Genomic DNA, 26415 nt, shown 5'->3' with positions numbered 1-26415 from the left:
GGCGTGGAGGGAGCGCTACCTCGATCTGGCCGTGCGCGGGGTCTGCTCGGCGGAGGTTACCGCCAAGATCTCCCGGCATGTGCAGCGCTTCGGCGCGCCTGGATCACCGGCGGCCTCGGGCACGACCGGCTCTCGGCCATCACCCCGCGCGAAGTCGCCGCCTGGCGCGACCACCTGGCCGCCGCCGGCAACATCGGACGCGACGGCGCACCGGCGCCGATGGCGCCGACGACCGTCAACAATCACCTCGCGCACGTCTCGGCGCTGTTCACCTGGATCACCGCACACACCCCCGATGGGCTGCTGCACCACGGCGACCCGACCAAGAAGGTCGCACCGCTGCCGCTGCCCGCCCCGCAGCCGCGCGCCCTGGCCTGCGCCTGCCGAAAATTCCATCCATGCGGTCAAGCGGCATGTGAGTACTCGTGGAGAACTCCGCCGAGCCGGTCACTTCGGCGTATGTTCAGGTCGATGATTCGCCCGGGGCCTGTGATCGGGTCCGGGGCAGGGCGCCGCGGGGCTGCTTGGTTCAGGGCTTGATGGGCTCGGTGCTGGTTGTAGAAGTGTCCGTACTCGCGAAGGGCGTGCCGCAGGTGGCGTTCGTTCCATCGGAGGCAGCGGTCGAGGAGTTCGTGGCGACATGACTGCACCCAACGTTTCATGATGGAGTTCATGCGCGGCATCCGGATGCCGGTGAGTACGGTCTTGATGCCGGCTTCGGCGAGGATCTCGTCTATGAGGGCGGGGAGCTTCCCATCTCTGTCGCGGATCAGATAGCGCGCCCGGCAGCCCGCATCGTCCAGGTCCATCACGAGATTCCTGATTGCCTGGATGACCCAGTCGGCGGTCGGGTGAGCGGTGGTGCCGAGCACGCGGATGCGCCTGGTGGCGTGCTCGATGACGGCCAGGATGTACTGGCGTTGCCCGTTCAAGGTGATGGTCTCGATGAAATCGCAGGCCAGCAGGGCGTCGGCTTGCGAGCGCAGGAAGTCAGCCCACGTGCTGGATGCCCGTTCGGGTGCTGGATCGAGGCCTTCCTGTTGGAGGATCTCCCAGACCGTAGACGGTGCGATCTCGATGCCGAGTGTGGTGAGCTCTCCGTGGACCCGCCGATAGCCCCAGCTGGGGTTCTCTCGAACCAGGCGCAGGACGAGAGCGCGGATGGAGCGGACCGTGGGTGGGCGCCCACGCCGCTTCGGACGGCAGGTACGAGCGTGACGCTGTCTCATCAGATCGCGGTGCCAGCGCAGGACAGTGTCCGGCCGGACGAGGAGCCGCAACCGGCACAGAACCTCGCGTGGCAACGATGCCAGGAGGGCGCTGAGGAAGGCCCTGTCCTCCAGGGCGAATCTCAGCTTGGTGTCGGCGCCGAGTTGCCGTTCAAGAACCTTGATCTGATGACGCAGGGCCAGTATCTCGACGTCCTTGTCCCGATCGCTCATCGGGAGCAACCGCAGTGCGGCGAAAGTGTTCGTGACGGTCAGGTAGGCCAGGCGAAGGAGTACAGCCGGTCATCATGCCGCACCCGCCTCCTCTCCTGATGGTCGGAACTCGCGCATGCCACGCGAAGCCCTCACAGGGGCATGACCTGGGCGGATGTATTTATCGGCAGGCGCACTACTCATCGGCTTGGGCCGCTGCCCGCTGCCGGTGCACCGCCCCCTCCCAGTGCTCGCGCAACACCGTGCGATCCTTGCGGCCGTGCTCGCGGGCATCGCGCCATTCCTGCCGCTCCGCGGCGCTGTCCCGGCCGTCGCCCGGCTCGCCGGCGTGATCACGCTGATCGACGGCGTGATCACGCTGTTCGGCCTCCCACAGCACGTCGTGGAAGGCCCGGTCGGCCGCGTCGGCCGCCTCCTGACCCCGATGCGTCTCACGGGCCCGTTCGGCGGCGGCGCCATCGCGCTGCTCGGCCGCCTCATCGCGCCGGTGAGCGGCGTCGTCGCGCTGCTCGGCCGCCTGGTCCCGGCCGCTCGCTCGGTCCTGGCGGGCCTCGGCGTATTCGCCAGGCGTCACACCACTGCAGCCGACACCGGCCAGGCGCTCGTGCAGCGCCTCGGCCATCCGCCGCGCATCGGCGCTCAGCCGGTCATCGCCGACCCGGACGGCCAGCTCCTGCAGCAGCGCGGCGAGCGCCGCCGCCTCCCGCTCGTCCAGCATCTTCGGACCTCCCATCAAGGGAGAAAACGCCGCCTACTGAATTGACGCCCACACTAGACCCCGGCTGGTTCTGCTCATGAGAGTTGACCGCAGTTGCTCGCCGGGGTGTGCCGGCCACATCCCGGCGCACGACTGAATAGGGGATATCGGCCAGGGGACGTCAGCGCCTTCCTCGCCCAGAGGCCGGGAACGGAGGAGGATGGGCTGCCGGACCTCCGTCAGGTGGCGGCGGTCTCGAAGGAGCGGAGGTGCGTCAGCCCATGATGCAGCTCGCGATACAGCTCGTTCCCGTCGGGGACACCACCTTGGTGATCGTCCTGACCGGAGAGCTCGACATCAACACCCGGCCCATGCTGGCCGCTCTCCTTGATCCGATCCCTCAGTCCCCGGTCACCTACGTGGTCGTGGCCGCCGCGGATCTGTGGTTCTGCGACCTGGGCGGGCTCCACCAGCTCGCCCTGACGCACCGGGCCCTGCAGGCCAAGGGCGGTCACCTGGCCGTCGTGGAAGCCCGGCCGCCGCTGTGCCGGTTGATCGCCCTGTGGTCCGCGTACGCTCCCGCGCCTGCCTTTGTCGCATACGCCAGCATGGCCCCGGCCCTGTCGGCCACGGACGTGCAGGCCTGCCAAATCGGCGGCCCGCCCGCCCCACTGCCCCGGCACCTACCCCGCGTACGCCAGCTGGGCGGCGGCCGTGTCCTGCCTGTCCCCGGCAGGGCGACCGTGAGCAGCACCTTCTCCAGGACGTGCGTGCGGCCATGGTCCTCGCAACATCGGCCTCCGCCCTCTCGGCGTCCCGCACCGCCGCTTTGACGGCATAGACAGCGCATGAGTGACGTGTGAAGCATCGCCGAACGGGACGGTGCGCCTGGAATCCCCGGCGGGCGGGCCGGGCTCGGTGGGCGTCGCCCCGGCCAGCAGCTGGGTGTTCACCGGCGGTCATCTACCGGGAGCTGGGGCGCGCCCGGGACTGCAGCGCGCCCACGAAAAGGGTGTCAGCAGTTGGTGGTAGGTGACCAGCCCGGCGGCCTTGGCGGCGGCGATGGTGTCGGGGCGGTGCACCGCGGTCACGTTCCCGCAGAAGTCGCTGAAGGCGTCGATGTCGGTCTGCGACAGGGGTGAAGCGCGGTCGCGGCTTCGGGGAAGAACCCATCCGGCGCCACACCGTACGCTCGGCCACCCCCAGAGCCGCCGCCGTCGCGGTGATCTCAGCGCTGAGCGGGGCGCCCTGCTCGGCCAGCCGCCGGAGCCGATGCAGCGCCGCCGCCCACTGTTCCCGGGTTGGCCGGCCCATGAGCACCATCCTCCTCTCCCGGCGGGGGACGGGAGGGACAACGGGTAAAGTCCATCGCGGATTGGCTGATGCTGGCCCCCGGCGACGGGGGAAGAAGGGCCCCGCTCGGGTTGCTGCGGCAGGACGCGAGGTAGCGCTCTTTAGTGGTCGGCGTGACCGTAGGCGAGGCGGCATCGGCCGGCGCGGCAGTCTTGCAGGCTTTGTGCGGCGGCGTGCCGGGCCTTGGTCAGCTCGGTGATCTTGGCGTCGATCCGGTCCACCACCGCCTCCAGCCGCCAGCGTTCGCCGTCGCAGGTGGCACCGCCCTGGTCTGGGAGGTCAGGACGTAAGACCTCCCGCCTTCGCGGGGCGGGTGGCCCCCGCGAGCGTGCCCCACATGAGCGAGCTGATCGCGGTGGTGTGTAGCCGCGGCAAGCGTGGGAAGGCGAATTGACTTCTGGCAACGCGTGACTGCGCGCCGCGACGGGACAGGGAGGCAATGCTGGCATGGCTTCAACGGGCACAGGTGTCGTTGATCGTGAGCGGGTCGGCGTGGCGCCGATCATCGATGGGCGTAAACCGGTCGCGGCGGTGGCCGCGTTGTGGGTGTTCGTGCTGGTTCCGTTCGCGGCGCTGGCCGCCGCGGTGCCGGTGGCCTGGGGGTGGGGGCTGAGCTGGACCGACGTGGCGATCGCCGCCACGGCTTACGTCCTGACCGGGCTCGGCGTCACAGTGGGTTTCCACCGCTATCTCACGCACGGCGCGTTCAAAGCGAGCCGGTGGCTGCGGATCGGCCTGGCCGTAGCTGGGACGCTGGCGGTGCAGGGCTCGGTCATCCAGTGGGTGGCCGACCACCGCCGCCATCATGCCTTCGCCGATCGTGACGGTGACCCGCACTCGCCCTGGCGCTACGGCCGCAGCGTACGCGGCCTGGCCAAGGGACTGGTCTTCGCGCATGTCGGCTGGATGTTCGGGCGTGATGTCACCAACCGGGAGCGGTTCGCCAAGGACCTGCTCGCCGACGCCGACATGGGCCGGGTGGACCGGTTGTTCGGGCCGCTGGTGGCGGCCTCGCTGCTGCTGCCGCCCGCCGTCGGCCTGCTGGCCACCGGCACCTGGCGCGGCGCGCTGACCGCGTTCTTCTGGGGAGCCCTGGTACGGATCGCGCTGCTGCACCACGTCACCTGGTCGATCAACTCCATCTGCCATGTCTTCGGCGAGCGGCCGCTGAAAACCCGCAACGGGGACCGGGCCGCGAACTTCTGGCCGCTGGCGATCCTGTCGTTCGGCGAGAGCTGGCACAATGGCCACCACGCCGACCCCACCTGCGCCCGCCACGGGGTGCTGCCTGGCCAGATCGATATCTCCGCCCGGTTGATCAGGTGGCTGGAGCGGTTCGGCTGGGCCCGTGACGTACGCTGGCCGACCCCGGCACGCCTGACCGCACGCCTGGCCGCACAACGCCGCGAGCCTTCCTCATGACCGGCCCTGAGAAGGTGCGGCTCAGCCTGGATCCCGACCTCGCACGCCGGGGCGCGGTGGACGGGGCGTGGTGGCCCGCCAGCTACGACGCCGGCGCGGAACTGCCCGCCCTGATCGCCGCCATCGACCAGCGGCTGGAGCGGCGGGTTCTGCGCGTGGGCCTGCATGTGGACACCTGGGACAATATCCCGCGCCGCATCGCCGCCCCCGGCCGCCAGATCAGAGTGGGCTGGTTCCGCACCATCGATCCTCACCTGGTCAATTTGATCATCCCGGGGATCGAGCACCTCAACCTGCTGGTCATCCCGCCCGGCACCGTGCCTGCCGCCGCCGACAAGGCGCTCGGCCTGGCCACCGGGTGCCGGGGCCGTACCCGCCCCGGCGACATCCTCACCGCCGCAGATCCAGACAACCCCACCACCTCCGCCCCTGCCGGCCTCGACACTGCCGGCCTCGACACTGCCGGCCTCGACACTGCCGCGAACGCGCTCGGCCTGGCCGGTTGGGATAACGAAGGCGGACAGCCTCGACAGCCTGCCCGCCGCCGTCCCGCGCCCTGACCGGCCGTTCCAGAGGAGGAGAGCCGACACGCGGGCCCCACACCACGTGACAGGGAGGATCACACTGTGCACTGGCTGCGCGACATCGACAGGCCCCTCTATCGGGCGGTGCCCGTCACGGCAACGGGCACCTGCTTCATCGCCGGAGCGCTGTGCGAGATCGACAGCGACGGCGAGGTCCTACGCGAATGGCGGCTGGATCTGTCCTGCGGCCCCCAGGTACCTGAGCGCGAACGCCGGCAGGCCCATCGCCTCTGGCAGCAGGGCGGTGTCCACACCACTCCTGACAACCACCGCCTCCTGCTCCCTCAGCAGACCCTCGACCTCGACCTCGCACACCACGCCGTGCAACGCTGGTACGCACGCCGCATCGACGCCACCCCACGCCCCTTGAGCTTCCAGTTCATGAACCCTGCCGGCGAGACAACGCTCAGCCGAACAGGTGACAGTCCGGCACCGGCCACCCCCAACAGGCCGCGCCTGTAGAACGGATCGCCTGCTTACCCGGGTGCGGGACATGGCCGACGCCGGGCCGCCACGCGATGTCGCCCCTCGTAACAGCGCCAGCCGACGTCGGATCCGTCGGTCGACTCTTCCACGCCTCGGTGACCCGGCCGGTCGGCGATGCTCGCTGTCTCGCTCCAGCGCCTGCTGGTAGGTATCTGGGCCGATTGCCCCCTGCGGCACTCCCCGGTTACGGTTAAGCCCGCGCCGCCGGCACAGCGCCACGCCGCCCTGCCGGAGGCCGGACGAGGGCGGCCTGACCACCGCCTCCACTGAGTGACGTGAACATCACCCGAGTCCGCGCCACGAGATCAGGCCTGCCACGAAGATTCGGCGGGTACAAGTTGCTTACCTGACGGCCGCGCGGGCAAGGCCACGACATCACGGGGTAGGGGCACCCACGATGTCCGATATCGCCGTTCTGCGCTGCGGGGGCGGGCAGGATGACATCCACCGACAATCGACGGCCGATCATGACAGAACTTGCCATCACCGTACGCCAACGCCCCGGCTTCCACCTGGTCCAGCTGGAAGGCGAACTTGACAGCACCACACAACTGCCCTTGAGTCAGACCTTCAACGAGCTGCTCACCGAGGCCCCACCGAAGATCGTCGTGGATGCCGCACGGCTGGCCTTCTGCGATTCCTCCGGGCTGTGGACTCTGATCACCGGCCAGCGCGAGGCCGAAGACCGCGGCGGCGGGCTGCGCTTGATCGGGGTGCACGGGCCGCTGGCGCGGCTGCTGTCCGTCACCCGGCTCGTGGACATGTTCCCGTCCTATGCCAGCCTCGACCAGGCTGCCCACTGGCCCGGACCGCGCTGACCGGCCACCGTCCCCGGCAGCCGGTCCCCTCGTCGGTCACTGCGTGCGGGCCGCCGGTTTGTCCAGCACCTGGTCGGCCGCGGCGCTGAGCAATCGTGCGGCGGCGGCTACCTCAACGAGCTGAGCAGGCGTCATCGCCTCCAGACACGCGGCGAGCCGCTGCCGGTCGCCGTGGCAGGCCATGCTCATCGCGTTCTGAAGGGCGAGAGTTCGCGAGGCTGTGCTGACCGCCTTCAAGACGCCGGCCAGGGCCTGGTCCACGCCACTGCCAGGACCTGGTCGCTGCGGAGGTCGGGCGTTGGCCATCACTCACCTGCCGTCCTTAGCTCTGGGTAGGGACGTTCAGTCAGGAATCGTCCCTGACGGCCGGGCCTCGGAGCCGGGGCGGCGTCCATCAGCCAGGCGTGCGCCGCGGTGGCCGCCGGCGGTGAAGGCGCCGCCGAGGTGGTGCATGGTGGTGCGCAGTGTGTGTTTGCCGGCCACCATGCGACGGTGTTGGAGGCCGTCGGCGGGGTGCCAGCGCACGTTGGTGGCCCAGCCGAGCCGTTCCAGCAGCCGGATCAGCCGGGCTGAGGGGTCGATCTGGCGAGGGCCGCGGCCGTGCCGGGCGCAGCCAGGCTGGCTGTGGTGGCCGTTGTGCCAGCTTTCGCCGAAGGACAGCAGGGCCAGCGGCCACAGGTCGGTGGAGCGGTCATGGCGGCGAGTCTTGTGCGGCCGGTCACCGATCATGTGGCACAGGGAGTTGACGCTCCAGGTGACGTGCTGCAGCAGGGCGATGCGGACCAGGCCGGCCCAGATGAACGCGGTCAGCCCGCCGTACAGGCTGCCGCTGATCGCCCAGCCCCCCGCGAACGGCAGGAGCAGGGAGGCGGCGCACCAGGCGGGGAAGGCGCGCGAGATGCGCAGCATGGCCGGATCGTTGCGCAGCAGGTCGGGGGCATACCGTGTGGCCGAGGTGGGCTCGCTGGAAAACAGCCAGCCCAGGTGGGCGTGGGCCAGACCGCGCAGTTGCCCGCCGAGGCCGGTGCCGTAGCGGTAGGGGGAGTGCGGGTCGCCGGGCCGGTCGGTGAAGGCGTGGTGGCGGCGATGGACGGCCACCCAGTCGATCAGGTTGCCCTGAAAGCTCATCGACCCGGCCACGGCCAGGACGACGCGCAGCCACGGGCGGGCGGTGAAGGAGCGGTGCGTCAGCAGCCGGTGGAAGCCGACCGTCACCCCCAGCCCGGTCACCACGTAGAAGACGGCGGCCAGCAGCAGGCCGGTGAGGCTTACCCCGCTTCCCCACGCCAACCAGATGCCGGCGCCCAGCGCGATGAACGGCGCGACCACGATCGCGGCTGTCAGCGTCACCGGGACGACGCCGGCCCGCGCGGGCGTTGCGGACCGGGGAAACGGCGAGCTGCCGTCATAACCCACCGCGGCGGTGTTGCGGGTGGTGGGCGTGCCGGTCATGCCATGATCGGGAAGCGGTGGTCCAGGCCGGCGCTGCGCAGCAGCCGGGCCATGAACGGCGGAAGACCGGTCAGGGCCAGCGTGATGCCCCTGGCACGGGCACGGCCTTGCACACCGACCAGCACACCCAGCCCGCCGGCCCCGCAGAAGGTGACCCGGGACAGGTCCAGGACGAGCAGGCCGCTGCTGTGGGTGAGAGTGTTGATCAGTCGCTGGCGCAGCCGAGCCGTGCTGAAGATGCCGATGTTCCCGGACAGATGCACGAGGGTCGGTACCGAGGCGGTCGCGCCGCCGAGTGGGGCGGTGTCGATGACGGTCATGGAAGTTTCCTCACTGAAGAAGCTGAAAGGGGACGGGATGCCTGCCGGCCGGAGATCGGGCCGCCGCCAGTAGGGCGGTGCCTGGACCGCTCGATCCGGCCGGCAGGCGGCACGTGGGTCACGTCGGTGCTGACGGCCGGTTGGTTGAGGTGGTCGTCTCCTGGCCGCTGATCGACCCGACCTCGTTGTCTCAGTTGGCCGAGCTGCCGGCGATCGCCGCACGGCGGGTCGGGCGCGCCGCGGGGTGGGATGGCAGATTCGCCAGGGTGAGGATGTCGTCGGGCATCAGGCCGGCGGTGTCCTGGGCGGTGAGTTTGAGCGTGGCCTCGGCGGCGCCGGCGGCGGCGCCCGAGGGGATGATCAGCAAGATCACTGGCTCTCCGGTGGCGAATCTGAGAGTGATCACGCGCGGATCGGTGTGGCGGGACCAGCTGATGCGGATCTGCCGGCCGCGGGCCGAGATGCGGCGTGGGAGGCTCTGCCACGTATCGCCATGGACGCTGACGCGGAGCGTGACTCGATCAAGCAGCCGGTCGACGGCGGCGATGAGGCCGGGCAGTTCGGCGGCCGCATTGCGGGAGTAGGGCCACCAGGCCCCGTCCACCATGGCTCGCCGATTCGGCACCGGATGGAGGCTGAGCCGTAGCGCTGAATCGGCGCAGGGGATCGCCGATGAAGCGGAGATGAGTGGTGCGCGCTGAGAAAGAAGTGTCAGCGTCATGTCGCCTAACCTGTCCAGGCCCCAAGAGGCCGGTGGTGGTTCGCCGCGGGTGACGCAGACCTGAATGCCAACGCTCGAAAAGTCCTCGGTACCTCTATTCTACCTCGTAACTTCCGGAATTGCCCAATTCCGGAAGTTAGACTATAGGCGTGACTTCCGGAAACGCAACCCCAGCGATCGAGCAACCCTCTGGAACGACTTCCGGAAACACCAGCCGGTCGCGAACCGTCGCGTTGCCCGGCCCATATGCGGCGATCCTCACCGACTACGCCAGCGCATTGGAGCGCTCGCCGCTGGCCGACTCCAGCAAGACCAAGTACCACTCCAGGCTGCGCGGCTACCTGGCCTGGCTCGCCAACCAGGCCGACGCCGGCGCGCTGGACGGCGACCCGCTCGCCGACCCCATCGCCGCCACCGGCGCGGTACACGACTTCCGCCGCCACCTGAAAAACGGCCGCCGCGCCCCCAACACCATCGACACCTACCTGTCGGCCATCGACGACTTCTACGCCCGCCGCGGCCTCGGCAAACCCCAGGCCCGGCGTGAACGCGACGCCCGCCGCACCGCACCCCGCGCCCTCGACGAGCGGCGGACCCGCCGCTACATCCGCCACGTCCAGCTCACCGCCGGCCCCCGCGACAAGGCTCTGGCCCTGCTGCCCTACTACGCCGGCCTGTGCATCTCCGAAGTCGTCGGCCTCGACCTGGCCGACGTCCGCCTCTCAGCCCGCAAGGGCGAACTGCGCATCCACGGCAAAGGCCGCTACGGCGGCAAGATCCGCCTGCTACCCATCCACGCAGACCTGCGCCAAGCCCTCACCGACTGGCTGCAGGCCCGCGCCGACTGGAAGGGCGCCGACAGCACCGCGGTGTTCCTCAACCACCGCGGCGGCCGCCTCAGCGACCGCGCCGCCCGCGACATCATCACCGGCCTCGGCGACGCCATCGGCCTCAATGACGACCCCACCGAACCCTTCAGCCCACACGTCCTGCGCCACACCTTCGCCACCCAGCTCAGTCGCCGGTGACCGGCACGTAAACCCGAGCCAGGCCAAAGATCACGACAGGCGCGGCAAAGTCCCGCCCCTCCCCGGAGCGGGCTACAGATCAAGGGTGAGGTGCCAATCTAGACTCCGACCAGTGAACCCATCGAAAACACCCCTGGCCGGCCGGCGCTCGGAGCTGCTCGGATGATCACGGTCATCGTCTTCGGCATCGCGATCGTCGCGGCTCTGGAAGTCACCCTAACCCTGGTGCTGTTCGGCATGGCCGCCACCGAGCTGGGCTCCTTCTTGCGTCATCACCCGCACGGCGTCGGCGGCGGCCTGCGGCAGCTGGCCGCGAGCGCGCGAGAGATCTGCCTGGCCGCCAAGAACGCCACCTACGGCGCAGTCACGGATGCCGCGGATCGCTGGGCGGCGCGTTAGCCAGAGCCGTTCGGACTGGTGGGTTCGTCCGGCCGGACCGGCCCCGGCCGGGAGCGCATGTGCAGCCGCAACCGCGAGCGCCCGCCAGGATGGTCGAGCAGGACCTGGTCGCACAACCGCCTGACCAGCCACAGGCCGTACCCGCGGCGCCCGAGCGGGTTGGGCCGCCTGTGCAGGTGCTCAGCGGTCAGTGTCCCGGCGGTGTCGACCACCTCCACCCACACGCCCTCGGCATCACGGCGGGCCAGTACGCCGCCCGCGCCGCCGCCGTGCTCGAGCACGTTGGCGGCCGCCTCGTTGACCGCCACGATGAGGTCGTCCAGCCGGGTACCGGACAGCCCGGCGTCGGCGGCGTAGTCGCGCACCCGCGTGCGCAGCGCGCCCAGGTCGCGAGTGATCTCGCAGTGCAACGGTAAGAGCTCGCCGGTGCTCATGTCACAGGTCCTCGATGTAGCCGGCCGCGATGTCGTCCGGCGGGTTGGTGTACAGGCGCAGGTAGCGGTCGTTGGCGTGGCCCAGGCGGCGCTCGAGCTCGGCGCGGTTGTGGCCGGAGGCCTGCGGCAGCTCGAAGGCGAAGGTGTGCCGGGCGTCGTGCGGGCGCAGCGTGCCGAGCCCTGCCGGCCGCCGACGCAAGGTGCGCCGGCTGGTCCCCTTCAGTAGACCCGCCCAGCCTGCCAGCGGAAACGAGCAATCGCAGCAAGCCCCAACACTAGCCGCGATCGCCACTTTGAGCACGCCTCGACGGCCGAGATGGCACGGACAGCAGGGAAGGGTGACGATGATGCCGGACCCCGCGAGTCCGGCCATGCCCTGGATCTGATGCCGGCTGGTCAAGGCAATCACCGATATGGATGGGCCTGACCTGGGCATCAGGGGTAGGCGGTTCGGCCACCCCCCGCCGAGAGGGAGCGATTCATCATGATCTCCGGCGTCCGGTTACAGTGGCCGATCATCCGCGACTTGGCGGCACTGCGCGAGTCAGTGCACGCCTTCGGTAGCGGAGCCGATCCGGGCAGCGCCTGGAGGCCCCGGTGTGCGTGGCCGACGCAGCCGCTACCAATGTGCTGCAGCACGGCGGCGCGGGCGGCGCCCTCATCGCGTGGAGCGACAACACAGGGGTGAGCCTGGAGGTCGTCGACGCTGCCGGCGCCTTGACCGAGGCCCATCTGAGCATCGAACCCGGCCACAGCGTCAGCAACGATGTCAGCGACGGCGTCGGCCTGTGGCTGATCCAGCGCTTGTGCGACGAGGTCAGCCTCGAAGACGCTGCGGGCAGCGCCCGGCTGCGCCTGCGCCGCCCGACACAGGCCACGGCCTCCTGACCCCGGCCTGACCTCTCCCGGGGCGAATCGCCCATCGGTGGCGGATCAGCGGCTTGCCCGGTCCGATCCCGCGGTTCACCGTGAGGCGTGGCGGCCCGGGCTCAGGAGATCGGCATTGCTCGGAGCGAGATCTCGCCACCCGCCCCCCCGCCAGCAACCGTCGTCGCCTGGCCGGTGATCGTCGGTGGTGATAAGCCCGGCTCAAATCGGTGATTTCCGCTCCGGCGAGTCTCCTAGATGATCAGAGCACTGCACGCACGACACCGCTCACGCTGGCACCCTCGCAACGTGTTCATGCCGCCTCAAGCCCGCGGCCCTCTTGTCTCCCGTACTCCCCCGAGGAGCCCGGCATGAACACCACGGACAGCACCCCGGCCCCCACACCCGTGATCGCGCCAGTGATCGCAGCCGTCGTCGAACCACCAGTGATCGCACCCACCCCGATCACATCCGCCGACCGGCTCCTGCGCATCACCCCGCTCACCGACCGTGCTGGCCTGCGGATCGAGGGCGAGCTCGACCGCTCCACCCTGCCCGCCCTGGCTCGGGCGCTGGCCTCGATGACGAACGGCGGCGCCGACTTCTGCGTCGATCTAAGCGGCCTGACATTCATCGACACCGGCTGCCTGCGCGCCCTGGTCGCCGCCGCCACACTTCACGACGGCGGCGATCACCAGGTCCTGATCCTGCGGTCGGTTCCCCCACACGTGCGACGCCTGCTCGAGCTCACCGGCTGGCACCGAACGCCCGGTCTCCTCCTCCAGGCATCGGCGCGGCCCGGCTGGCCCACGCCTGGCCCAGCTCACTCATGAGTCCACCGGGCCCCCGGGGGTGGATGCCCCAGCGCCCTACGGACACCCTTCGGATGGCACTGAAAGGGACAGACGATGGCCACCACCAAGGACCAGCAGCCCACTCCCGTCATGAACGCCGCGCCCGCTGGGTCGGCGCACCGGCCCGCCGACTACGTGTGGGCCGCCGCGAGGATCAGCATCGGCTGGACCTTCCTGTGGGCCTTCCTCGACAAGACCTTCGGCTGGGGACTGGCCACACCGGCCGGTAAGGCCTGGATCTTCGGCGGCAGCCCGACCACCGGCTTCCTCAACGGGACCGGCGAGAACGCGCTCGGCGCCTTCTTCTCCAGCCTGGCCGGACAGCCCTGGGTCGACTGGCTGTTCATGCTCGGCCTGCTCGGCATCGGCGCGGCTCTGATCCTCGGCGCGGGCATGCGGATCGCCGCGATCACCGGTGCCGCGCTGCTGGTCTTCATGTGGGCCGCCGAACTGCCGCTGGCCAACAACCCGTTCATGGATGAGCACCTCATCTACGCCATCGTCCTGGCCGGCCTGGCCCTGGCAGGTGCGGGCGACACCTTCGGCATCGGCAGGATGTGGGGTCGTACCGCACTGGTGCGCTCCTATCCGGTGCTGAAGTAGCCGCCGCCGGCGACGTTCACCTTCGCAGGTGCGACGCCTGCTCAAGCTCACCGGCCGGCACGAGACGGCCGGCCTTGGTCTGCAGGGAGCATCGATGCGCTGCCTGACTGACCCGTGGCTCAGCTCATCAGATCAAACAGATCAAGACGAGTGCCTGATCGGAGCACTTCATGACGACCCTCTACTCCCGCGCCGGGGCAGGTCTGTGGCTCATCCCCGCCGCCGCCACCGTCGTGCGCCTGCGCGGCGAACTCGACCTCGCCACCCGCGAGACGGTGCGCGAACGCCTGCTGCGCGCCTTGCGGCACAGCACCGGCCTGCTCATCCTCGACCTGTCCGGGGTGTCGTTCTGCGATGCCGCCGGGCTGGGCGTCGTGGTCGGCGTCCAGCATCAGGCCCGGTCCCTGGGTATCACCCTCGCCCTGGCCGCTCCCCGCCTCCATGTGGCCAAGGTGCTGCACCTCACCGGCCTGAATCGCAGCTTCCCGATGTACGGCATCATCCCCGGTACGGGTACGGACAGCGTCGGGTCCGGCCCCGTGGCAAGGCACTGAGACGTCGTGCGCCCATGTCTGTTCTCCCAGCCGGCAGAGCAACGACCGCGATGGCTCTGCGTCGATCATGGTGCTCAACGACCGCTGGCGTTTCTACTCCCCTTTTGAACGCTGGCGCCAGCGCCGTGGCCAGCCTGTACAAGGGCGACGAGCTCGCCGACCCCGCCACCATGGTTGTGGCCAAGGTGTTCCACCAGGCCACCAATGACCCTCAGCGGTTTCGTACCTTCCTGCGCGAAGTACGTGGCATGCGCCTGCGTCACCCGCACATCGGGCAGATCATCGACTCCGGTCAGATCGCAGATCGGCGGCGGTCTACCTCATCTCGCCTCTGTATCAGCCGGGCAGCCTCCACCTCCATCTCCAGCAGCGGGCAGGCGCCGGCGTCTCGCTGACGTGGAGCCTGCAGGTCCTGGATCACGTTTTGGCGGGGCTGCAGGCCGCCGCCGCGAGCGGCATCATCCACCTGGACATCAAGCCGCAGAACATCGTGCTGACGGCCCCGTCACCATCAGGATCACCGACTGGGGAATGTCCCAGCTGCACCAGGCGGGCAAGAGCGTTTGCCAGCCCCGAGCAGCTCGGCGCCATCGACGCCGCCCCCGGCGGTCTGTCCGACCTGTACGGCGTCGGCGCCCTGGCCTACTGGCTGCTGGCCGGCCAGGCGCCGCTGCGGCGCGAGTTCGAAACCGCCGCCGTCGGCGCCGACGCCGACCTGTTGCAGGTCCGCCACCTGATGCAAGTCGGCACCCGCCCCGAACGCGCCGATCGCCTCACCCCGGACGTGTCCGAACAGCTGGGCCGGCTTATCGACCAGTGGCTCAGCTCCCCCTGCCGACCGCATCCCGCCGAGAATGGATCCCACCACCGCGCTCGGCTGGGCGCGCACCCTCTTGGGCTCCTTGAGCGTGCAGAGACCTCAGGGTTAGGAGGCGGAGCGGCGCAGGTATCCATTCACGCCTGTGAGTGATCAGGCGTTTTGTGGTGGCATCCAGGGGTTTCCGGCCAGAGCATCGCGGAGGGCATCGAGTGGGTGGATGCCGTGGTTGCGGGCCGTGCCGAGGTAGGAGCGGATCAGGCAGTCGCGGGCGGCGGTGCGCACACTGCGCCAGCATCCGCCGATCTTCATCTGCAGTTTGACCATGCGCTGAGGCTGTTCGGCGGGGTTGTTGGTGAAGGGCACGGCGAAGTCGACGGTGAAACGCCAGACCTGCGCGGCCCGGGTCTGCAACCGTCGTGCCAGGGTGTAGCCAGGATGTCGCCCGGTGGGCCAGTCGCGATGGGCGTTGGTGGCGATGCCCCAGGCCACCGCCTCGTCATAGCGGGTGCGCAGCCTGTCCAGAGCCTCCGCCTCCACGGCAGTGGCCCCCTCGGCGCGGGCCTTGGCGACTGCGGCCTTGGCGTCGGTCAGTGCGCTCATGACCGGCTCGGTCCAGCAGCGCTGTACCCGGCTGCCTTCGGCATCCAACTCGCCGATGCCGCGCAGGGACCGGAGCAGATGCGCGCAGCAAAGTTGTACTCCGGCCAGGTCTTTGTCGTACTTGGCGTAGCCGGCATAGTCATCGCGGACCAGGGTGCCCCGGTAGCCGGGCAGAATGCCGAATCCGTCCAGGGCGTCATGGCCGCGGCCCGCGGCGGCGCCGAACCAGACCAGCCGGCCGGCGCGGGCGGTATAGACATACAGCAGCCGATCTGCGTCGTCGGCAGCGACGCGGGCGGGGGTCTCGTCGTGGTGCAGCACCGGCGCAGCCCGCAACGCCTTCTTCAACGCGGTCTCGAAGTCGGTCAGATGGCCGGCGACGCGCTTGACCAGCCCTCCGGTGAACCCGGTGGAGACCGGGGCGTCCAGCAGCACGCCCATCAGATCGGTTGCCCGCTCGATGCTCATATGCCCTGCGCACGCCAGTAACGCGGTCGCGGCGCGCACGTTCGGGCCGTAACAGCAGGGCCCGGCCAGATGCGCCGGGGTGGCCGCCCGGGTCGTCGCCCGGCAGGCCGGGCAGGTCACCTTGACCATCCGGTACTCGGTGACCTGGAGCTTCACCGGCGGGGTGTCGAACATCTGCACCCGAGCGACGACCTTCCCCGCCAGATCGGCCAGCGTGGAGCCGCACCCGGCGCATGCGTCGGGGACGATGATGGTGATCTGATCCGGATCGCTCCGCCAGGCCAGCGCATGCCCCTCGTGCCCGGCTTGCCCACCGCGCGGCCGGGGCGAGCGCTTCTTCGGTTTCTTGGCGCGTTTGGCCCGAGACGCCGGACCGTCCGAACCCGGCGGCATCGAGGAGTTGGACGAATCCATCCCCGCACGCCGCTTCAGCTGCTCGACCTCAGCCAGCAACGCGGCGATCACGGCATCCCGCTCCGCGACCGCGGCCCGCAGCTCGTCCACAGCAGCCAACAACTCCTCACGGCTGAGCTCCTGGGGGCCGGACACGAGCTCAAACTACGACGACCCATCCCAAGATCCCTGCATTCAGCAGAAACTGGAGCGTCTACCCCAAACCAGACCCCAGCTCAACGGCAGGCGTGAATGGATACCGGCGCAGGTCTTGGCCTCAGTGTAGTCCGGAGGAAATTCCCGGTCGGATTTTCCTGACCTGCGACGATGTACGGTTCTGTGACTACGGCGCCGATTCGCTTACGGTGCTCGTGGGCGACGACAAGCCGGAATTCGGGTACGGCGCGGGTGGGCGGCCGTTGTGGGCGGTGCGAGGTCGGGACGCTGAAGTCGTCCGGACGGTACTGCGCAAGGCGGGACGGCGGGAGTTCGGCGAAGGTTCCCGGTGACCAGAATGCCGACCTGTCTCATGATCAACGGGACTGCTCGACCTGATCGGAATCCCAACCTTTGTGAGGCACCCAGGTCAGAGGCGCGTCATGCCTCGATTGAACGAGACGGGCCAGCTGCCCCGCACCCGAACACACCCAGGCTTCGCGCCCTTTGGCGTAGACCGGGCCCAAAGGTCCGCGCGGGCATCAGGATTCGGGCGGATGCTCCTCGGGTGGGGCCGGCGGCCCTTGGCCGGAGCCCGGTGGCGGCAGGTCGGTGGTGCGCGTCACCACTGATTGGGCCAGGTCGGTGAGGTTCTGATGGCTGCTGCGGGCGTAGCTGCGCAGCACCGTGAACGCCTCATCCATGGGCAGGGCGTGTCGTTCGCTGAGCATGCCCTTGGCCTGTTCGATGACCACCCGGCTGTTCAGGGCGTGCTGCAGTTGCTCTGACAGCACCTGGCTCTCGCGGATGGCCCGTTCTTGCAGCAGGCCTATGGTGGCGATGTCGGCCAGGGCCTGGGCCAGCGCGGCGGTGTCCGCGTCCAGCCCGCCAGGCTGTATCCGGAACAGGTTCATCGCGCCGATGATCTGCTCGCGCAGGCGCATCGGCAGCGCGCTGACCGCGCCGAAGCCCGCCAGGTGGGCCTGCTCGGCGAACCGTGGCCAGGCGCCGGCCTGGGGGCCGGTCAGGTCGGCGCAGTGCACCGGCCTGCCGGAGCGGAAGCAGACCAGGCACGGGCCTTGGTCGTTTTGCAGCTGGAACAGCTCCAGCAGCCGGGTCTGCTCGCTGGAGGCGCCCATCAGCTGCAGCCGGCCGCGCTGGTCGGTGACCAGCAGGCCGACGGCGTCCACGCCGAGCAGGTCCATACATCGCTCGGCCAGCCCGTGCATGAAGTCGATGATGTCGAACCCGGTCACCAGCGTGTCCGCCAGCGCGATGAACGCCTCCGCCACCCGCCGTTCCGGGCCGCGGGGCGGGGAAGTCTCCATTTTCGGCAGACTACGCCCGCCCACCCCGGCCGGGACAGAGGAGAACTGGCTGACCCGGGAGATCAGGTCTCATGGCCGGACAAGTGCAGCGTGTGCTCCACCACCCGCCGGGCCACCTGCGACAGTGGTTCGTCGGCGGCCAGCGCGTACGCGCGCAGCCGCAGCAACGCCTCCTCCACCGAACAGTCGGCCTGTACCGCCACGATCCCGCTGGCCTGGTGGATCTGCGGCCCCAGCGCAAGCGCCCCGACCGGTATCGCCTCGCCGTCGCCATCGACCATGTTCAGCAGCAGCAACACGGCCGCGTCGGCGAAATGCCGCGCTTGTGCCTCCTCTGCCCCGCTCAACACCCGCCGATGATCATGGCACAGTGCCAGCACTCCGACGCTGACAGGACCGGCCAGCAGCGGGAAGGCGAACACCGCCCGCACCCGGGCCGCCTGCGACAGCGCGGTGAACAACGGCCAGCGCGCCTGCGACGCACGTCCGCGCAGATCCCCGACCAGCACCGGCTCGTGACCGTTGACCGTGTCCACGCACGGCCCGTCCCCGCTGGTCAGCTCCGCCTCCAGCAGATCACGACCCAACGCGCCGACCACGTGCAACGGCATCAGCCGCATCCCGGGAACGCCGCTGATCACCGACAACCCGGCCCCGCTCAGCCGCAGCGCGTCCACGCACGCCGTGCACGCGTCCTGAGCCCCGACCGGACCGCGCCGGACCGCCGCGGCCGCGCCGATCAGCTCCCAGACACGCAGCGATTCATCGTCCACCCGCCATGACCGCCCGCCCCGCATCCGAAGGACACGTAACCTTCACCGTACGCTCACCGACTGGCGAAGGAGCCAGACGACCGAGCTCCGCTCCACGGCGAAACCGAGGGTGTGCCGTCGCTGGGGGACGGGACGATTGCCGGTGGCCTCGTTGGCCCGATCAGGCTGACGATCCCTGATCATTATCAGTGCCAGTGGCTGTTCCTGGACCAGTACCCCGCACTAGCCGCCATCGACCGTTCGGCCGTTATCGGTTTTGCAGATGGATCGTTCGCATATCGCCCGTTTCCTCCCGGTGCGGGTGGGCGTTGGGTCAAAAGGCAGGCGGTCCACCATCGCCGGCTGACGATTCAGCGTGGCCGAGGCTCTGCCCGCGCCAAACGGCGGTCGTTGGGACGCCTGCAGAGTGAGTGAAATCGCCTGCCTGTCGTCACCACCTCTGGACAGGCACTGATCCCGCCTCAAGGACGCGCCCCGATTCGATGAGACCGTCTGGCTGACGGGCCGGCCAAGAAGAAGGGGCATCGACATGGCGATCAACATGCGAACCCAGGCGGTGAAACGAGGGACATCAAGATCACTAACAGGCGCGGAGGGAGAGCGGCTGCCTTGATGAGGCGCTCGCCGAAGCTCTCGACGCCTAACGTAATGCCACCGCCCCGGCTGCTGCTGGCTGCGGCGATTCAAGAGAGAAGATGTGAAGGAAGACATGGAAACTGGACGCGACCAAGGCGGCAGCGGCCCTGCCCGGCAGAAGGTCTGCATCGTCGGGGCCTCTGGGAAGCTCGGGCAGTACATGGTGCAGCATGCGCTGGATCGGGGTTATGAGGTGGTCGGTGTGTGCCGGCAGGCGAGCGTGTCCAAACTCGACGCGTTCAAGGGACGCATCACCCTCTTTCCAGGGGCGACCAACGATCGCGGCGTCATCAAAGAGGCAGTCGACGGCTGCGATGGTGTGCTGACCGTGCTGGTCCCGCGCGGAGTCCACGGGTACGCGTCGGGGACGGCCCAGGCGGTGCTCGACCACGCACGGCCTGGAGCACGCCTGGTGTTCTCCTGCGGCTGGCACATCACGCTCGACGGCCGGGATGTGTACTCATGGAAGATCAAGGCACTGGTCAGAGTCGCCGGCCCCCTCGCGCGGCTGGTTCGCTTCGCCGACCTCGACGACCAGGTGGAAGCCTGCCGACGGGTGTTCGCCAGCGACACGCGATGGACCGTCGTTCGCGGCAGCGACCTGGAGGAAGGCGACAGCCAGGGCCTGCCCGTCTGGAGCCGGCACGTCGGCGACCCCATCCTCACGAGCAACCGCACCCGCCGCATCGACTTCGCCTTGTTCATGGTCGAGGCCATCAACAACGACGAACTCGTTCATCGGGCACCGGCGATAGTCGGCTGCCAGACGCCCTCAGCACTCGCCTACGCCTCCGCAACCCCGGCACCGTGATCCCCTCACCCTCACACCGCCGCACAGTACAGACGTCAGGCAACGCCGCGCCAGTGCGCACCCGGGCTCTTGCCACCGCCCGCCCGGGGTCTCGCCCCGCCCCTTGAAAGGATGGAGAAGGCGCGTGACCGACGCAAACGGCGCGGAAGCGGTTCCAGCGAGTGCTTCGCCGTCTCGATCGCCGTGCAGGAGGACGCCATCGTGGCGCGCGCGTCCGGCGACCTCGACTACCAGTTCGCCCACCTGCTGCACCAGCAGATCAAGGACACCTGGCAGGCGACACCCTCGGCAGCACTGGTGGTCGACCTGAGCCAGGTGACCTTCTGCGACTCCATGGGCGTCGGTGTGCTGGTCCTGCTGCTCAACCAGAGCCGCGAACAACAGGCCGCCCTGGCGCTGTCCGGCATCCCGGCCCGGCTGGAACGCATCCTGATCATCACCGGACTGCGCACCACGTTCCAGGTGACGCCCTCCGTCGAGGAGGCCAACCAGACGGTGACTCCAGCGCCACCGGCTCCAGCGCCGCCTCCAGTGTCGGCCGCCGTCGTCCAGCTCGTGCCGCCACCGGTACCCGCATCGTCCGAGTAGGCCGACTCTGCCTGAACCTTCCGGTCAGCGCCGCCCGGCACGTTCTCCGCGCGGCAACCGCGAATGTCCAGCGCGAGTGCAGAGACGCCGGGGAACAACGCGCGCGCCGGCCCCGGCGTCTTCCTGCCGCACGAGGCTGACTCCTCCTCCAGCAGCCAGCCCGTACCGCACTCAGTGCAGTGGCGCGTTACTGAAAGTTGTCATTCAGGTTTGGTCACTGGTTTCGACAGTGTGCGGTGGGACCGATTGTCGGTCTGTTTGGGGACCCCTACGCGATTACACGAGCATGATCAATGTGAGGCTTGGGACCACATCGAAGCAGGTGGCGGCGCCGTCCTGCTTACTGAGCGTGATCATGAGCGCCACGGAGGGGTAGGGCGAACCGGCCGGGGCATGCGGGTCTCTGCCGCTCAGCACGTGCGGTTGTCGAGTGGTCGCATGCCCCGGCTAAATTCGCAGGAGGGATGGCAGGGCCGTCTCATCCATGATATGTGCTGTCCCACGCCGAGGGGCGGACGGTTCAGTCGGTGGAGGTTGCCGCCAGATGCGATTACTGCACTGCACCCGCACTCCGATCGTCTTGGAGCTGTCGACGGCCAGGTCGAAGTAGCGGCGGTAGAGATCTATCTCGTAGGCGCGCACGCCCGTTGGCGTCGCGGGTCGTACGGTCTTGATCTCGTCGAGTTCGAGCGCGCCTGCGCTCGCCGCCGAGCCCATCAGTCCTTCTGCCCGGGTTCTCTCGCAGGAGGTATGGCCTGCGCCGGTGGTTCTGGGGCCGGTCCCGCCGGGAGGGGGATCGGATCGTCCTTGAAGAGCTCGGGCACGGCCCGGTAGAGGACGGCGGTGATCGGCACGGCCACGACCGCGCCCGCGATCCCTGCCAGGATGCCACCGACGGCCAGCACCATGATGATCGCCAGCGGGTGGAAGTGCAGCACCCGGCCGACGATCAGCGGCTGGAGCACGTGGTTCTCTAGTTGCTGCTCGACGATCAGAATGCCGATGAAGATCAGCGCGTAGATTGGGCCCTTCGCGCCGAGCGTGACCAGCGTCGCCACCGCGCCGGCGAACAGGATGCCGACGATGGGGATGAAGCTGGCCAGGAAGATCAGTACGGCGAGTGCCGCCCAGAGCGGCACGCCCATGATGGCCAGCACCAGGCCCATGAGCACGCCGTGCACCGCGGCCACGGCCACCGTGCCCTGCACGTAGTGCGACAGCGTGGCCCAGGCGGTTCGCCCGGCCCGGTCGACCCGGGGCGCCCTCCGGCCGAACCCCTTGAGAGCCCAGGACCAGATCCGGTCACCGTCCTTGAGCAGGAAGAACGTCACGAATAGCAGGAGCACGATCGAGGCCAGGACCTCCACCACCACCACGGTGCCCGCGAGAACCGTTGAGGTGATCTGCTGTTGCCGCTCGGTGACGAACTGGGCGATCTCGTCCACCCAGTTGCTGAGCTGGATGGGCTCCAGGTGCAGAGGGCCGGTGTAGAGCCAGCTCTCCACCGTCTTGGCCGTCTGCCTGACCTGTGCCACCAGGCCGGGGAACTCCGCGTTGGCCCGCACGCCGATGATCAAGCCCGTCCCGCTCAGCACGGCGAGGGCGACGAGCATGGTGACCCAGGTGGCGTAGATGGCCCGCAGGCCGAACGCGCGCAGGCGTCGGGTGAGCGGGAACAGCAGCGCGGTCAGCAGCAGGGCGACCGCGACCGGCAGGGCGACGATGCGCATCGTGGCCACGAAGCCGAGCACGTAGTTGGCCACGATGCCGATGACGATCAGACACGCGCACCACGCGGCCATCCTCGCCAAGGTCGCAGGCACTAACCGCAACAGGCGTTCTTGAGGTGGATCCATGCACGGGAACCTTCCCCACCGATCGGAGATAGGCACGCTCTCAGGCTTCACGTCACAGGAAATGTTTCGAGAAATAGAGTGTGTGTCCCGGTTTGGGAATTTCGCCCTTACCGGCTTTTCATGACGGCGCGGTGAGCCATCTTCTGTGAAGCGACCGCGGCGCGCGATCACGGCCGCTTTCCGCCGACCTTCCGGGACCGGCCATGAGGGCCGCCCGGCGCTGGGTCGGCCGGATGGCGGAAGGCTGGACGAACGCGAGGAGCCGGCACGGCTGGCTGGATCACACGGTGCGGGCCCTGATCCGCTACGACAAGGCTGACGCCGGCCGGCTGGCGGCCGCCGACAGCCCTCACCTACTACGCCTTCTTCGCCACTTTCGCCCTGGCCCTGCTGGGGTTCGCCGTCCTCAGCCGCGTCCTGGACCATCCGGCGGTGCTGGCCGAGATGCAGCGCTATCTGAGCGACACCTTCCCGCGCCTGGACGTCAAGGCGCTTCGCGACGCCGGAGGAACGGCCGGGCTGGTGGCGTGGGAAATCAGCAACAAGGTCCAGATCCTCAAGAGCTGGGCCAGGCAGCGCTTCGGCCGCGTCACCCGCAACCGACGCCAGCAGATCGCGGGCAAGAGCGATCGGGTCGCCGGCAACACTATGGACCTAGAGTGGGAGACGACAGCCCGCATCGGCGCCGCCCGGGCAGGAAAGGGGTGGCGGGCATGGAATTACGTCAGCTGCGCTACTTCGTGACGCTGGCCGAAGAGCTCAATTTCGGCCGCGCGGCCGCCCGCGAGCACATCGTGCAGTCGGCGCTGAGCCAGCAGATCCAGCGGCTGGAACGCGAGCTGGACGTGCGGCTGCTGGACCGCAGCACCCACCACGTCGACCTGACCCCCGCCGGCGCCGCCTTCCTCATCGAAGCGCGCCAGATCCTCGACCACGTCAGCAGGGCCGTGCAGGCCGCCCGTAACGCTGCCGCGTCGGTGCCCACGCTGCGCGTCGGCATCATCGACGCGGGCTACGACACCATGCCGCAGATCCTGCGCGAACTCCAGGACAACCATCCCGGCATCACCATCCACCAGGTCGAAGCGGGCACCCCCGAGCAGTACCGGCAACTGGCCGACGGCCGCCTGGACATCGCCATCGGACACGCCTCCCAGACCCCGGCCGAGGTGACCTCCAAGCTGATCAGGCTCGATCCGCTCGGCGTGCTGGTGCCCGACGACCACCGCTTCGCCGAGCTCGACGGCGTGCCCGTCGCCGCCCTCGCCGACGAACTGCTCTTGCTGGGCGAGGAATCGCAGACGCCGGAACTCAACGAGTTCATTCTCGCGCTGTGCCGTTCAGCCGGGTTCACGCCCGCCCTCTACGAGGGCACCGTCGAGAGCTCCCGGGCCGCCGCCGACCTCGTCCTCCAGCATCGCTGCGTGTACTGTGTCCCGTCCTCCTTCCGCTCCTCCAACCGGCCGGGCACCACCTGGCGGCCCCTGGCCGACCCCACGACGCACTACCCCTGGTCACTGCTGTGGCACGACGCCAACCCCTCTCCGCACATCGCCACCGTCATCGACAGTGCCCGGCGGCTGGCCGAGCGGCTCGATTGGCTGCAACCCGTCGTGCCGGCCACCAAGCCGGCCACCGAGCCGGCGCCCGCCGAAGGCGCGCCGAGTGCCATCGGCCCCGGTGGTGTGTGACGCGCCGGGCGCACTGCTGGTCGCGCCACACCACCCTTTCTCTCTCTGGTGATCGGTCCTGGAGATGACCCCTTCACAGATCGCCGGTTTCGGCCCCTTACGCGAGGGTGTTGGCTCGAAGTAAACAAGTTCGACTGTCGGCGCCGCCCCATCATGCGGTAGCCGGCCTCCTGCTTCGACCGGTCCGGAAGACCGATCCCGCGCAGGCATCGATGCACCGCCACAGGGAGTTCGGTCATGGGCATCATCGCTTGGATCATCCTCGGACTGGTCGCCGGACTGCTGGCCAGAATGCTGGTCCCCGGCAAAGACCAGCAAGGCTTGATCATCACCCTCGTACTCGGCGTCGCCGGCGCGCTGTTCGGCGGCTTCGTGGCCACCGAGGTGCTCCACGTCTCAGGCATCCAGGGCTTCTTCAACCTGTCCACCTGGGTCTGCGCCATCGCCGGCGCGGCAGTCCTGCTGCTCGCCTACAACCTGATCACCGGCCGGCGCACCGGCCGCCGTTCAGGCCGCTGGGCCAGCCGGCGATGACCGCGCCCAGCACGCCCCGTAACCCACCCCGCGGCTCTCGCGCCTGCCGCGGCGGGGGTGCGGCCTGATGCCCATCGCCGCGGCCATCGCGGTCATCGTCGTCGGCGCCATTCTCGCCTTCGCCCTGGCCGACGGCTCGGTGGGCGGCCTCGATCTGCGCATCGTGGGCGTCATCCTGATGCTCGGCGGCACCGCCGGGCTGCTGCTGCCCCTGCTGCTGCGCACGACGTCACGTCGGAGACGGCCGACCGTCCGCAACCGCCAGGACGTCATCGACGACCACATCAATGATCGGCCGCCCCCCACCCTGATCGATCCACCCGGCGGCGACAGCAGGCAGGGGAGTATCCGCCGGGCCCTGGACGATCGTCTCTGAAATAGGCAGCGCCGAGGCCGCCCGGAGATCGCGTCCCGGGTCCGAAACCGGGCGGTACGCCGCGCCCGTCGTGGCCGGTGGCCGGGCCGCCCGTGGCCGCCCTGGCTGGGCGGCCAGGATCGGTCGCCGGTATCGGCGTGCAGCGGCCGGCCGTCAACGGTCTCTACCCGCAGGTCTCCGTGCTGTCGGGTATGTCGGCCGTTCCGATATTCCTGTGGGAGGGATCGCTCGGCCTCTGGCTGGTCATCAAAGGCTTCACCCCCTCCCCCCTCACCGCTGCCACGGTCGCGCCCGGCACGCGATGATCCGCAAACCGCAGCAGCCCTAGGGAGTGTCTGACAAATGATCAACGTGCACGCTTGAATGGTCGATCGTGGTGCGACGTGGTGAGTTGACCGACAAGGCGTGGGCGCGGATCGAGCCGCTGCTGCCGATGGCCGATGGCCGGGGCCGTCCCTGGCGTGATCACCGGCAGGTGATCGACGGCATCCTGTGGCGGCTGCGAGCCGGGACGCCGTGGCGGGACATCCCCGAGCGGTACGGGCCCTGGCAGACCGGCTACGAGCGGTTCAAACGCTGGGACGATGACGGCACCTGGGCCCGGCTGCTGGAGGAGATGCAGATCAAGGACGGCTCCCTCGGCCAGGTCGAGTTCACCGTGAGCATCGACTCCACCATCGCCCGCGCCCACCAGCACGCCGCCGGGGCCCGTAAAAGGGGGACGACGGCGGGACGATCGATACGAAGCAATCGCAAAACCGGCAGGCGCTCGGACGGTCCCGCGGCGGGCTGAGCACCAAACTGCACCTGCTGGTGGAGGCCCGGGGTCTACCGCTGGTCCTGCACCTGACCGGCGCCAACATCGTGGACTGCACCCAGTTCGAGGCCGTGCTGGCCAAGCTCCGGCTGCGCCGCCCGAACGGCGGCCGCCCACGCACCCGCCCCGGACAAGCTGATCGGCGACAAGGGCTACTCCACCCGCAAGATCCGCCTCGACCTGCGCCGGCGCGGCATCAAGGCGGTCATCCCCGAACGCCGCGACCAGATCGCCAACCGCAAACGCAAGGGCAGTCGCGGTGGCCGCCCGCACGCCTTCAACGCCCGCACCTACAAGCAGCGCAACCTGGTCGAGCGCTGCATCGGCAAACTCAAGCAATGGCGTGCCACCGCCACCCGCTTCGACAAGCTGGCCAGCCGCTACCTGACAGGCGCCACCATCGCCTCACTCATGCTCTGGCTCCGCAACGCCGAATTGTCAGACACTCCCTAGCGCCCCCGAGGCGGGCAGTGGGAATGACCGCTCGGATCGCCGAGATATTCGACCTCCTGGCCCGAGGTCGTGCTCCAGATC

At 69.2% G+C, this 26415-nt stretch carries 32 protein-coding genes and 1 pseudogene; 21 read left to right on the top strand and 12 right to left on the bottom strand.

Annotated features, from left to right (window positions below; genetic code table 11):
* Positions 1-404 precede the first annotated feature (404 nt).
* Together ACBJ59_RS04705 and ACBJ59_RS04700 are read right to left on the bottom strand one after the other, a co-directional pair.
* Positions 405-1442 carry an integrase core domain-containing protein gene (locus ACBJ59_RS04705; RefSeq protein WP_375108934.1) on the bottom strand — a complete coding sequence of 346 codons (1038 nt, stop codon included), beginning with the start codon at positions 1440-1442 and terminating at the stop codon, positions 405-407.
* 175 nt (positions 1443-1617) lie between these two features.
* The gene (locus ACBJ59_RS04700; protein ID WP_375108933.1) at positions 1618-2160 is read right to left on the bottom strand and encodes a hypothetical protein; all 543 of its coding nucleotides are present in this window, start codon (positions 2158-2160) and stop codon (positions 1618-1620) included.
* A 248-nt stretch (positions 2161-2408) separates the two neighbouring features.
* Here ACBJ59_RS04700 and ACBJ59_RS04695 point away from each other — a divergent pair, with 248 nt between their 5' ends.
* The 5 genes from ACBJ59_RS04695 (at position 2409) to ACBJ59_RS04675 (ending at position 6802) form a co-directional block, all read left to right on the top strand.
* Positions 2409-2972, top strand: a complete 564-nt coding sequence (locus tag ACBJ59_RS04695) for an STAS domain-containing protein (RefSeq protein ID WP_375108932.1) — start codon at positions 2409-2411, stop codon at positions 2970-2972.
* Between the two features lie 967 nt (positions 2973-3939).
* Complete coding sequence (locus tag ACBJ59_RS04690) at positions 3940-4914, top strand: acyl-CoA desaturase (protein ID WP_375108931.1); 975 nt, start codon at positions 3940-3942, stop codon at positions 4912-4914.
* Positions 4911-5474 carry a DUF5994 family protein gene (locus tag ACBJ59_RS04685; RefSeq protein ID WP_375108930.1) on the top strand — a complete coding sequence of 188 codons (564 nt, stop codon included), beginning with the start codon at positions 4911-4913 and terminating at the stop codon, positions 5472-5474. Before ACBJ59_RS04690 ends, ACBJ59_RS04685 begins: the two co-directional genes overlap by 4 nt.
* Before the next feature lie 66 nt (positions 5475-5540).
* Positions 5541-5960 (top strand): hypothetical protein, encoded by a 420-nt coding sequence (locus ACBJ59_RS04680; protein ID WP_375108929.1) that lies wholly within the window; start codon positions 5541-5543, stop codon positions 5958-5960.
* A 461-nt stretch (positions 5961-6421) separates the two neighbouring features.
* Positions 6422-6802, top strand: coding sequence for an STAS domain-containing protein (locus tag ACBJ59_RS04675; protein ID WP_375108928.1), 381 nt, complete (start codon positions 6422-6424; stop codon positions 6800-6802).
* A gap of 36 nt (positions 6803-6838) precedes the next feature.
* Here ACBJ59_RS04675 and ACBJ59_RS04670 read toward each other — a convergent pair whose 3' ends face one another.
* From ACBJ59_RS04670 to ACBJ59_RS04655, 4 genes are all read right to left on the bottom strand, one after another.
* Entirely contained in the window at positions 6839-7063 is a 225-nt protein-coding gene (locus ACBJ59_RS04670) for a hypothetical protein (RefSeq protein WP_375108927.1), read from the bottom strand.
* An 81-nt stretch (positions 7064-7144) separates the two neighbouring features.
* Positions 7145-8254: an acyl-CoA desaturase gene (locus ACBJ59_RS04665; protein WP_375108926.1), complete on the bottom strand. Its 1110-nt coding sequence runs from the start codon at positions 8252-8254 to the stop codon at positions 7145-7147.
* Positions 8251-8574, bottom strand: a complete 324-nt coding sequence (locus tag ACBJ59_RS04660; protein ID WP_375108925.1) for an STAS domain-containing protein — start codon at positions 8572-8574, stop codon at positions 8251-8253. The genes ACBJ59_RS04665 and ACBJ59_RS04660 overlap by 4 nt, the downstream gene beginning before the upstream one ends.
* 190 nt (positions 8575-8764) lie before the next feature.
* Positions 8765-9295: a DUF5994 family protein gene (locus ACBJ59_RS04655; protein WP_375108924.1), complete on the bottom strand. Its 531-nt coding sequence runs from the start codon at positions 9293-9295 to the stop codon at positions 8765-8767.
* Positions 9296-9528: 233 nt separating this feature from the next.
* Here ACBJ59_RS04655 and ACBJ59_RS04650 point away from each other — a divergent pair, with 233 nt between their 5' ends.
* Positions 9529-10323 (top strand): tyrosine-type recombinase/integrase, encoded by a 795-nt coding sequence (locus ACBJ59_RS04650; RefSeq protein ID WP_375108923.1) that lies wholly within the window; start codon positions 9529-9531, stop codon positions 10321-10323.
* Positions 10324-10485: 162 nt separating this feature from the next.
* Positions 10486-10722, top strand: coding sequence for a hypothetical protein (locus ACBJ59_RS04645; RefSeq protein WP_375108922.1), 237 nt, complete (start codon positions 10486-10488; stop codon positions 10720-10722).
* Here ACBJ59_RS04645 and ACBJ59_RS04640 read toward each other — a convergent pair.
* Together ACBJ59_RS04640 and ACBJ59_RS04635 are read right to left on the bottom strand one after the other, a co-directional pair.
* Entirely contained in the window at positions 10719-11156 is a 438-nt protein-coding gene (locus ACBJ59_RS04640) for an ATP-binding protein (protein WP_375108921.1), read from the bottom strand. The two genes, ACBJ59_RS04645 and ACBJ59_RS04640, sit on opposite strands and share 4 nt — an antisense overlap.
* A gap of 1 nt (position 11157) precedes the next feature.
* The gene (locus ACBJ59_RS04635) at positions 11158-11355 is read right to left on the bottom strand and encodes a tyrosine-type recombinase/integrase (RefSeq protein ID WP_375108920.1); all 198 of its coding nucleotides are present in this window, start codon (positions 11353-11355) and stop codon (positions 11158-11160) included.
* A gap of 404 nt (positions 11356-11759) precedes the next feature.
* On the opposite strand from ACBJ59_RS04635, the gene ACBJ59_RS04630 reads away from it, so the two are divergent.
* From ACBJ59_RS04630 to ACBJ59_RS04605, 6 genes are all read left to right on the top strand, one after another.
* Positions 11760-12044 (top strand): ATP-binding protein, encoded by a 285-nt coding sequence (locus tag ACBJ59_RS04630; protein WP_375108919.1) that lies wholly within the window; start codon positions 11760-11762, stop codon positions 12042-12044.
* Positions 12045-12394: 350 nt separating this feature from the next.
* Positions 12395-12856, top strand: a complete 462-nt coding sequence (locus tag ACBJ59_RS04625) for an STAS domain-containing protein (RefSeq protein ID WP_375108918.1) — start codon at positions 12395-12397, stop codon at positions 12854-12856.
* 75 nt (positions 12857-12931) lie between these two features.
* Positions 12932-13480 carry a hypothetical protein gene (locus ACBJ59_RS04620; RefSeq protein WP_375108917.1) on the top strand — a complete coding sequence of 183 codons (549 nt, stop codon included), beginning with the start codon at positions 12932-12934 and terminating at the stop codon, positions 13478-13480.
* Between the two features lie 170 nt (positions 13481-13650).
* Positions 13651-14034, top strand: coding sequence for an STAS domain-containing protein (locus ACBJ59_RS04615; protein WP_375108916.1), 384 nt, complete (start codon positions 13651-13653; stop codon positions 14032-14034).
* 104 nt (positions 14035-14138) lie between these two features.
* Positions 14139-14429, top strand: a complete 291-nt coding sequence (locus ACBJ59_RS04610; protein WP_375108915.1) for a hypothetical protein — start codon at positions 14139-14141, stop codon at positions 14427-14429.
* Positions 14357-15004 carry a hypothetical protein gene (locus tag ACBJ59_RS04605; RefSeq protein ID WP_375109515.1) on the top strand — a complete coding sequence of 216 codons (648 nt, stop codon included), beginning with the start codon at positions 14357-14359 and terminating at the stop codon, positions 15002-15004. Before ACBJ59_RS04610 ends, ACBJ59_RS04605 begins: the two co-directional genes overlap by 73 nt.
* On the opposite strand, the gene ACBJ59_RS04600 is transcribed toward ACBJ59_RS04605, so the two are convergent.
* The 3 genes from ACBJ59_RS04600 to ACBJ59_RS04590 form a co-directional block, all read right to left on the bottom strand.
* Complete coding sequence (locus ACBJ59_RS04600; protein ID WP_375108914.1) at positions 15005-16471, bottom strand: IS66 family transposase; 1467 nt, start codon at positions 16469-16471, stop codon at positions 15005-15007.
* Positions 16472-17013: 542 nt separating this feature from the next.
* Positions 17014-17799 carry a GAF and ANTAR domain-containing protein gene (locus ACBJ59_RS04595; RefSeq protein ID WP_375108913.1) on the bottom strand — a complete coding sequence of 262 codons (786 nt, stop codon included), beginning with the start codon at positions 17797-17799 and terminating at the stop codon, positions 17014-17016.
* A gap of 62 nt (positions 17800-17861) precedes the next feature.
* Complete coding sequence (locus tag ACBJ59_RS04590; RefSeq protein WP_375108912.1) at positions 17862-18572, bottom strand: GAF and ANTAR domain-containing protein; 711 nt, start codon at positions 18570-18572, stop codon at positions 17862-17864.
* Positions 18573-19269: 697 nt separating this feature from the next.
* Here ACBJ59_RS04590 and ACBJ59_RS04585 point away from each other — a divergent pair.
* Positions 19270-20019, top strand: a complete 750-nt coding sequence (locus ACBJ59_RS04585) for an NAD(P)-dependent oxidoreductase (protein ID WP_375108911.1) — start codon at positions 19270-19272, stop codon at positions 20017-20019.
* A 111-nt stretch (positions 20020-20130) separates the two neighbouring features.
* Positions 20131-20607, top strand: a complete 477-nt coding sequence (locus ACBJ59_RS04580) for an STAS domain-containing protein (RefSeq protein ID WP_375108910.1) — start codon at positions 20131-20133, stop codon at positions 20605-20607.
* A 716-nt stretch (positions 20608-21323) separates the two neighbouring features.
* Here ACBJ59_RS04580 and ACBJ59_RS04575 read toward each other — a convergent pair.
* Complete coding sequence (locus ACBJ59_RS04575; protein ID WP_375108909.1) at positions 21324-22409, bottom strand: AI-2E family transporter; 1086 nt, start codon at positions 22407-22409, stop codon at positions 21324-21326.
* A gap of 486 nt (positions 22410-22895) precedes the next feature.
* Here ACBJ59_RS04575 and ACBJ59_RS04570 point away from each other — a divergent pair, with 486 nt between their 5' ends.
* The 6 genes and pseudogenes from ACBJ59_RS04570 to ACBJ59_RS04545 all read left to right on the top strand — a co-directional run.
* A complete protein-coding gene (locus tag ACBJ59_RS04570) occupies positions 22896-23207 on the top strand; it encodes a hypothetical protein (protein WP_375108908.1) in 312 nt (103 codons plus the stop codon).
* Complete coding sequence (locus tag ACBJ59_RS04565) at positions 23177-24154, top strand: LysR family transcriptional regulator (RefSeq protein WP_375108907.1); 978 nt, start codon at positions 23177-23179, stop codon at positions 24152-24154. The genes ACBJ59_RS04570 and ACBJ59_RS04565 overlap by 31 nt, the downstream gene beginning before the upstream one ends.
* Positions 24155-24391: 237 nt before the next feature.
* A complete protein-coding gene (locus ACBJ59_RS04560; RefSeq protein ID WP_375108906.1) occupies positions 24392-24688 on the top strand; it encodes a GlsB/YeaQ/YmgE family stress response membrane protein in 297 nt (98 codons plus the stop codon).
* Positions 24689-24755: 67 nt separating this feature from the next.
* Positions 24756-25064, top strand: coding sequence for a DUF6458 family protein (locus ACBJ59_RS04555; protein WP_375108905.1), 309 nt, complete (start codon positions 24756-24758; stop codon positions 25062-25064).
* Between the two features lie 373 nt (positions 25065-25437).
* The gene (locus ACBJ59_RS04550; RefSeq protein WP_375108904.1) at positions 25438-25857 is read left to right on the top strand and encodes an IS5 family transposase; all 420 of its coding nucleotides are present in this window, start codon (positions 25438-25440) and stop codon (positions 25855-25857) included.
* Between the two features lie 108 nt (positions 25858-25965).
* A pseudogene (locus tag ACBJ59_RS04545) lies at positions 25966-26334 on the top strand (transposase); the annotation flags it as partial.
* Positions 26335-26415 lie beyond the last annotated feature (81 nt).

Source organism: Nonomuraea sp. MTCD27 (assembly GCF_041950495.1).
Lineage (GTDB): Bacteria > Actinomycetota > Actinomycetes > Streptosporangiales > Streptosporangiaceae > Nonomuraea.
Note: the sequence above shows the minus strand (reverse complement) of the source record. Positions and strands in the feature narration are given on the sequence as shown.

What these genes read in the sequence shown, in the direction of transcription:
- ACBJ59_RS04580 (WP_375108910.1), top strand. Translation starts at nt 20,131, where the DNA reads ATGGAGAAGGCGCGTGACCGACGCAAACGGCGCGGAAGCGGTTCCAGC.
- ACBJ59_RS04645 (WP_375108922.1), top strand. Translation starts at nt 10,486, where the DNA reads ATGATCACGGTCATCGTCTTCGGCATCGCGATCGTCGCGGCTCTGGAA.
- ACBJ59_RS04690 (WP_375108931.1), top strand. Translation starts at nt 3,940, where the DNA reads ATGGCTTCAACGGGCACAGGTGTCGTTGATCGTGAGCGGGTCGGCGTG.
- ACBJ59_RS04625 (WP_375108918.1), top strand. Translation starts at nt 12,395, where the DNA reads ATGAACACCACGGACAGCACCCCGGCCCCCACACCCGTGATCGCGCCA.
- ACBJ59_RS04655 (WP_375108924.1), bottom strand. Translation starts at nt 9,295, where the DNA reads ATGACGCTGACACTTCTTTCTCAGCGCGCACCACTCATCTCCGCTTCA.
- ACBJ59_RS04660 (WP_375108925.1), bottom strand. Translation starts at nt 8,574, where the DNA reads ATGACCGTCATCGACACCGCCCCACTCGGCGGCGCGACCGCCTCGGTA.
- ACBJ59_RS04560 (WP_375108906.1), top strand. Translation starts at nt 24,392, where the DNA reads ATGGGCATCATCGCTTGGATCATCCTCGGACTGGTCGCCGGACTGCTG.
- ACBJ59_RS04665 (WP_375108926.1), bottom strand. Translation starts at nt 8,254, where the DNA reads ATGACCGGCACGCCCACCACCCGCAACACCGCCGCGGTGGGTTATGAC.
- ACBJ59_RS04615 (WP_375108916.1), top strand. Translation starts at nt 13,651, where the DNA reads ATGACGACCCTCTACTCCCGCGCCGGGGCAGGTCTGTGGCTCATCCCC.
- ACBJ59_RS04685 (WP_375108930.1), top strand. Translation starts at nt 4,911, where the DNA reads ATGACCGGCCCTGAGAAGGTGCGGCTCAGCCTGGATCCCGACCTCGCA.
- ACBJ59_RS04595 (WP_375108913.1), bottom strand. Translation starts at nt 17,799, where the DNA reads ATGGAGACTTCCCCGCCCCGCGGCCCGGAACGGCGGGTGGCGGAGGCG.
- ACBJ59_RS04640 (WP_375108921.1), bottom strand. Translation starts at nt 11,156, where the DNA reads ATGAGCACCGGCGAGCTCTTACCGTTGCACTGCGAGATCACTCGCGAC.
- ACBJ59_RS04565 (WP_375108907.1), top strand. Translation starts at nt 23,177, where the DNA reads ATGGAATTACGTCAGCTGCGCTACTTCGTGACGCTGGCCGAAGAGCTC.
- ACBJ59_RS04620 (WP_375108917.1), top strand. Translation starts at nt 12,932, where the DNA reads ATGGCCACCACCAAGGACCAGCAGCCCACTCCCGTCATGAACGCCGCG.
- ACBJ59_RS04700 (WP_375108933.1), bottom strand. Translation starts at nt 2,160, where the DNA reads ATGCTGGACGAGCGGGAGGCGGCGGCGCTCGCCGCGCTGCTGCAGGAG.
- ACBJ59_RS04555 (WP_375108905.1), top strand. Translation starts at nt 24,756, where the DNA reads ATGCCCATCGCCGCGGCCATCGCGGTCATCGTCGTCGGCGCCATTCTC.
- ACBJ59_RS04575 (WP_375108909.1), bottom strand. Translation starts at nt 22,409, where the DNA reads ATGGCCGCGTGGTGCGCGTGTCTGATCGTCATCGGCATCGTGGCCAAC.
- ACBJ59_RS04675 (WP_375108928.1), top strand. Translation starts at nt 6,422, where the DNA reads ATGACATCCACCGACAATCGACGGCCGATCATGACAGAACTTGCCATC.
- ACBJ59_RS04705 (WP_375108934.1), bottom strand. Translation starts at nt 1,442, where the DNA reads ATGAGCGATCGGGACAAGGACGTCGAGATACTGGCCCTGCGTCATCAG.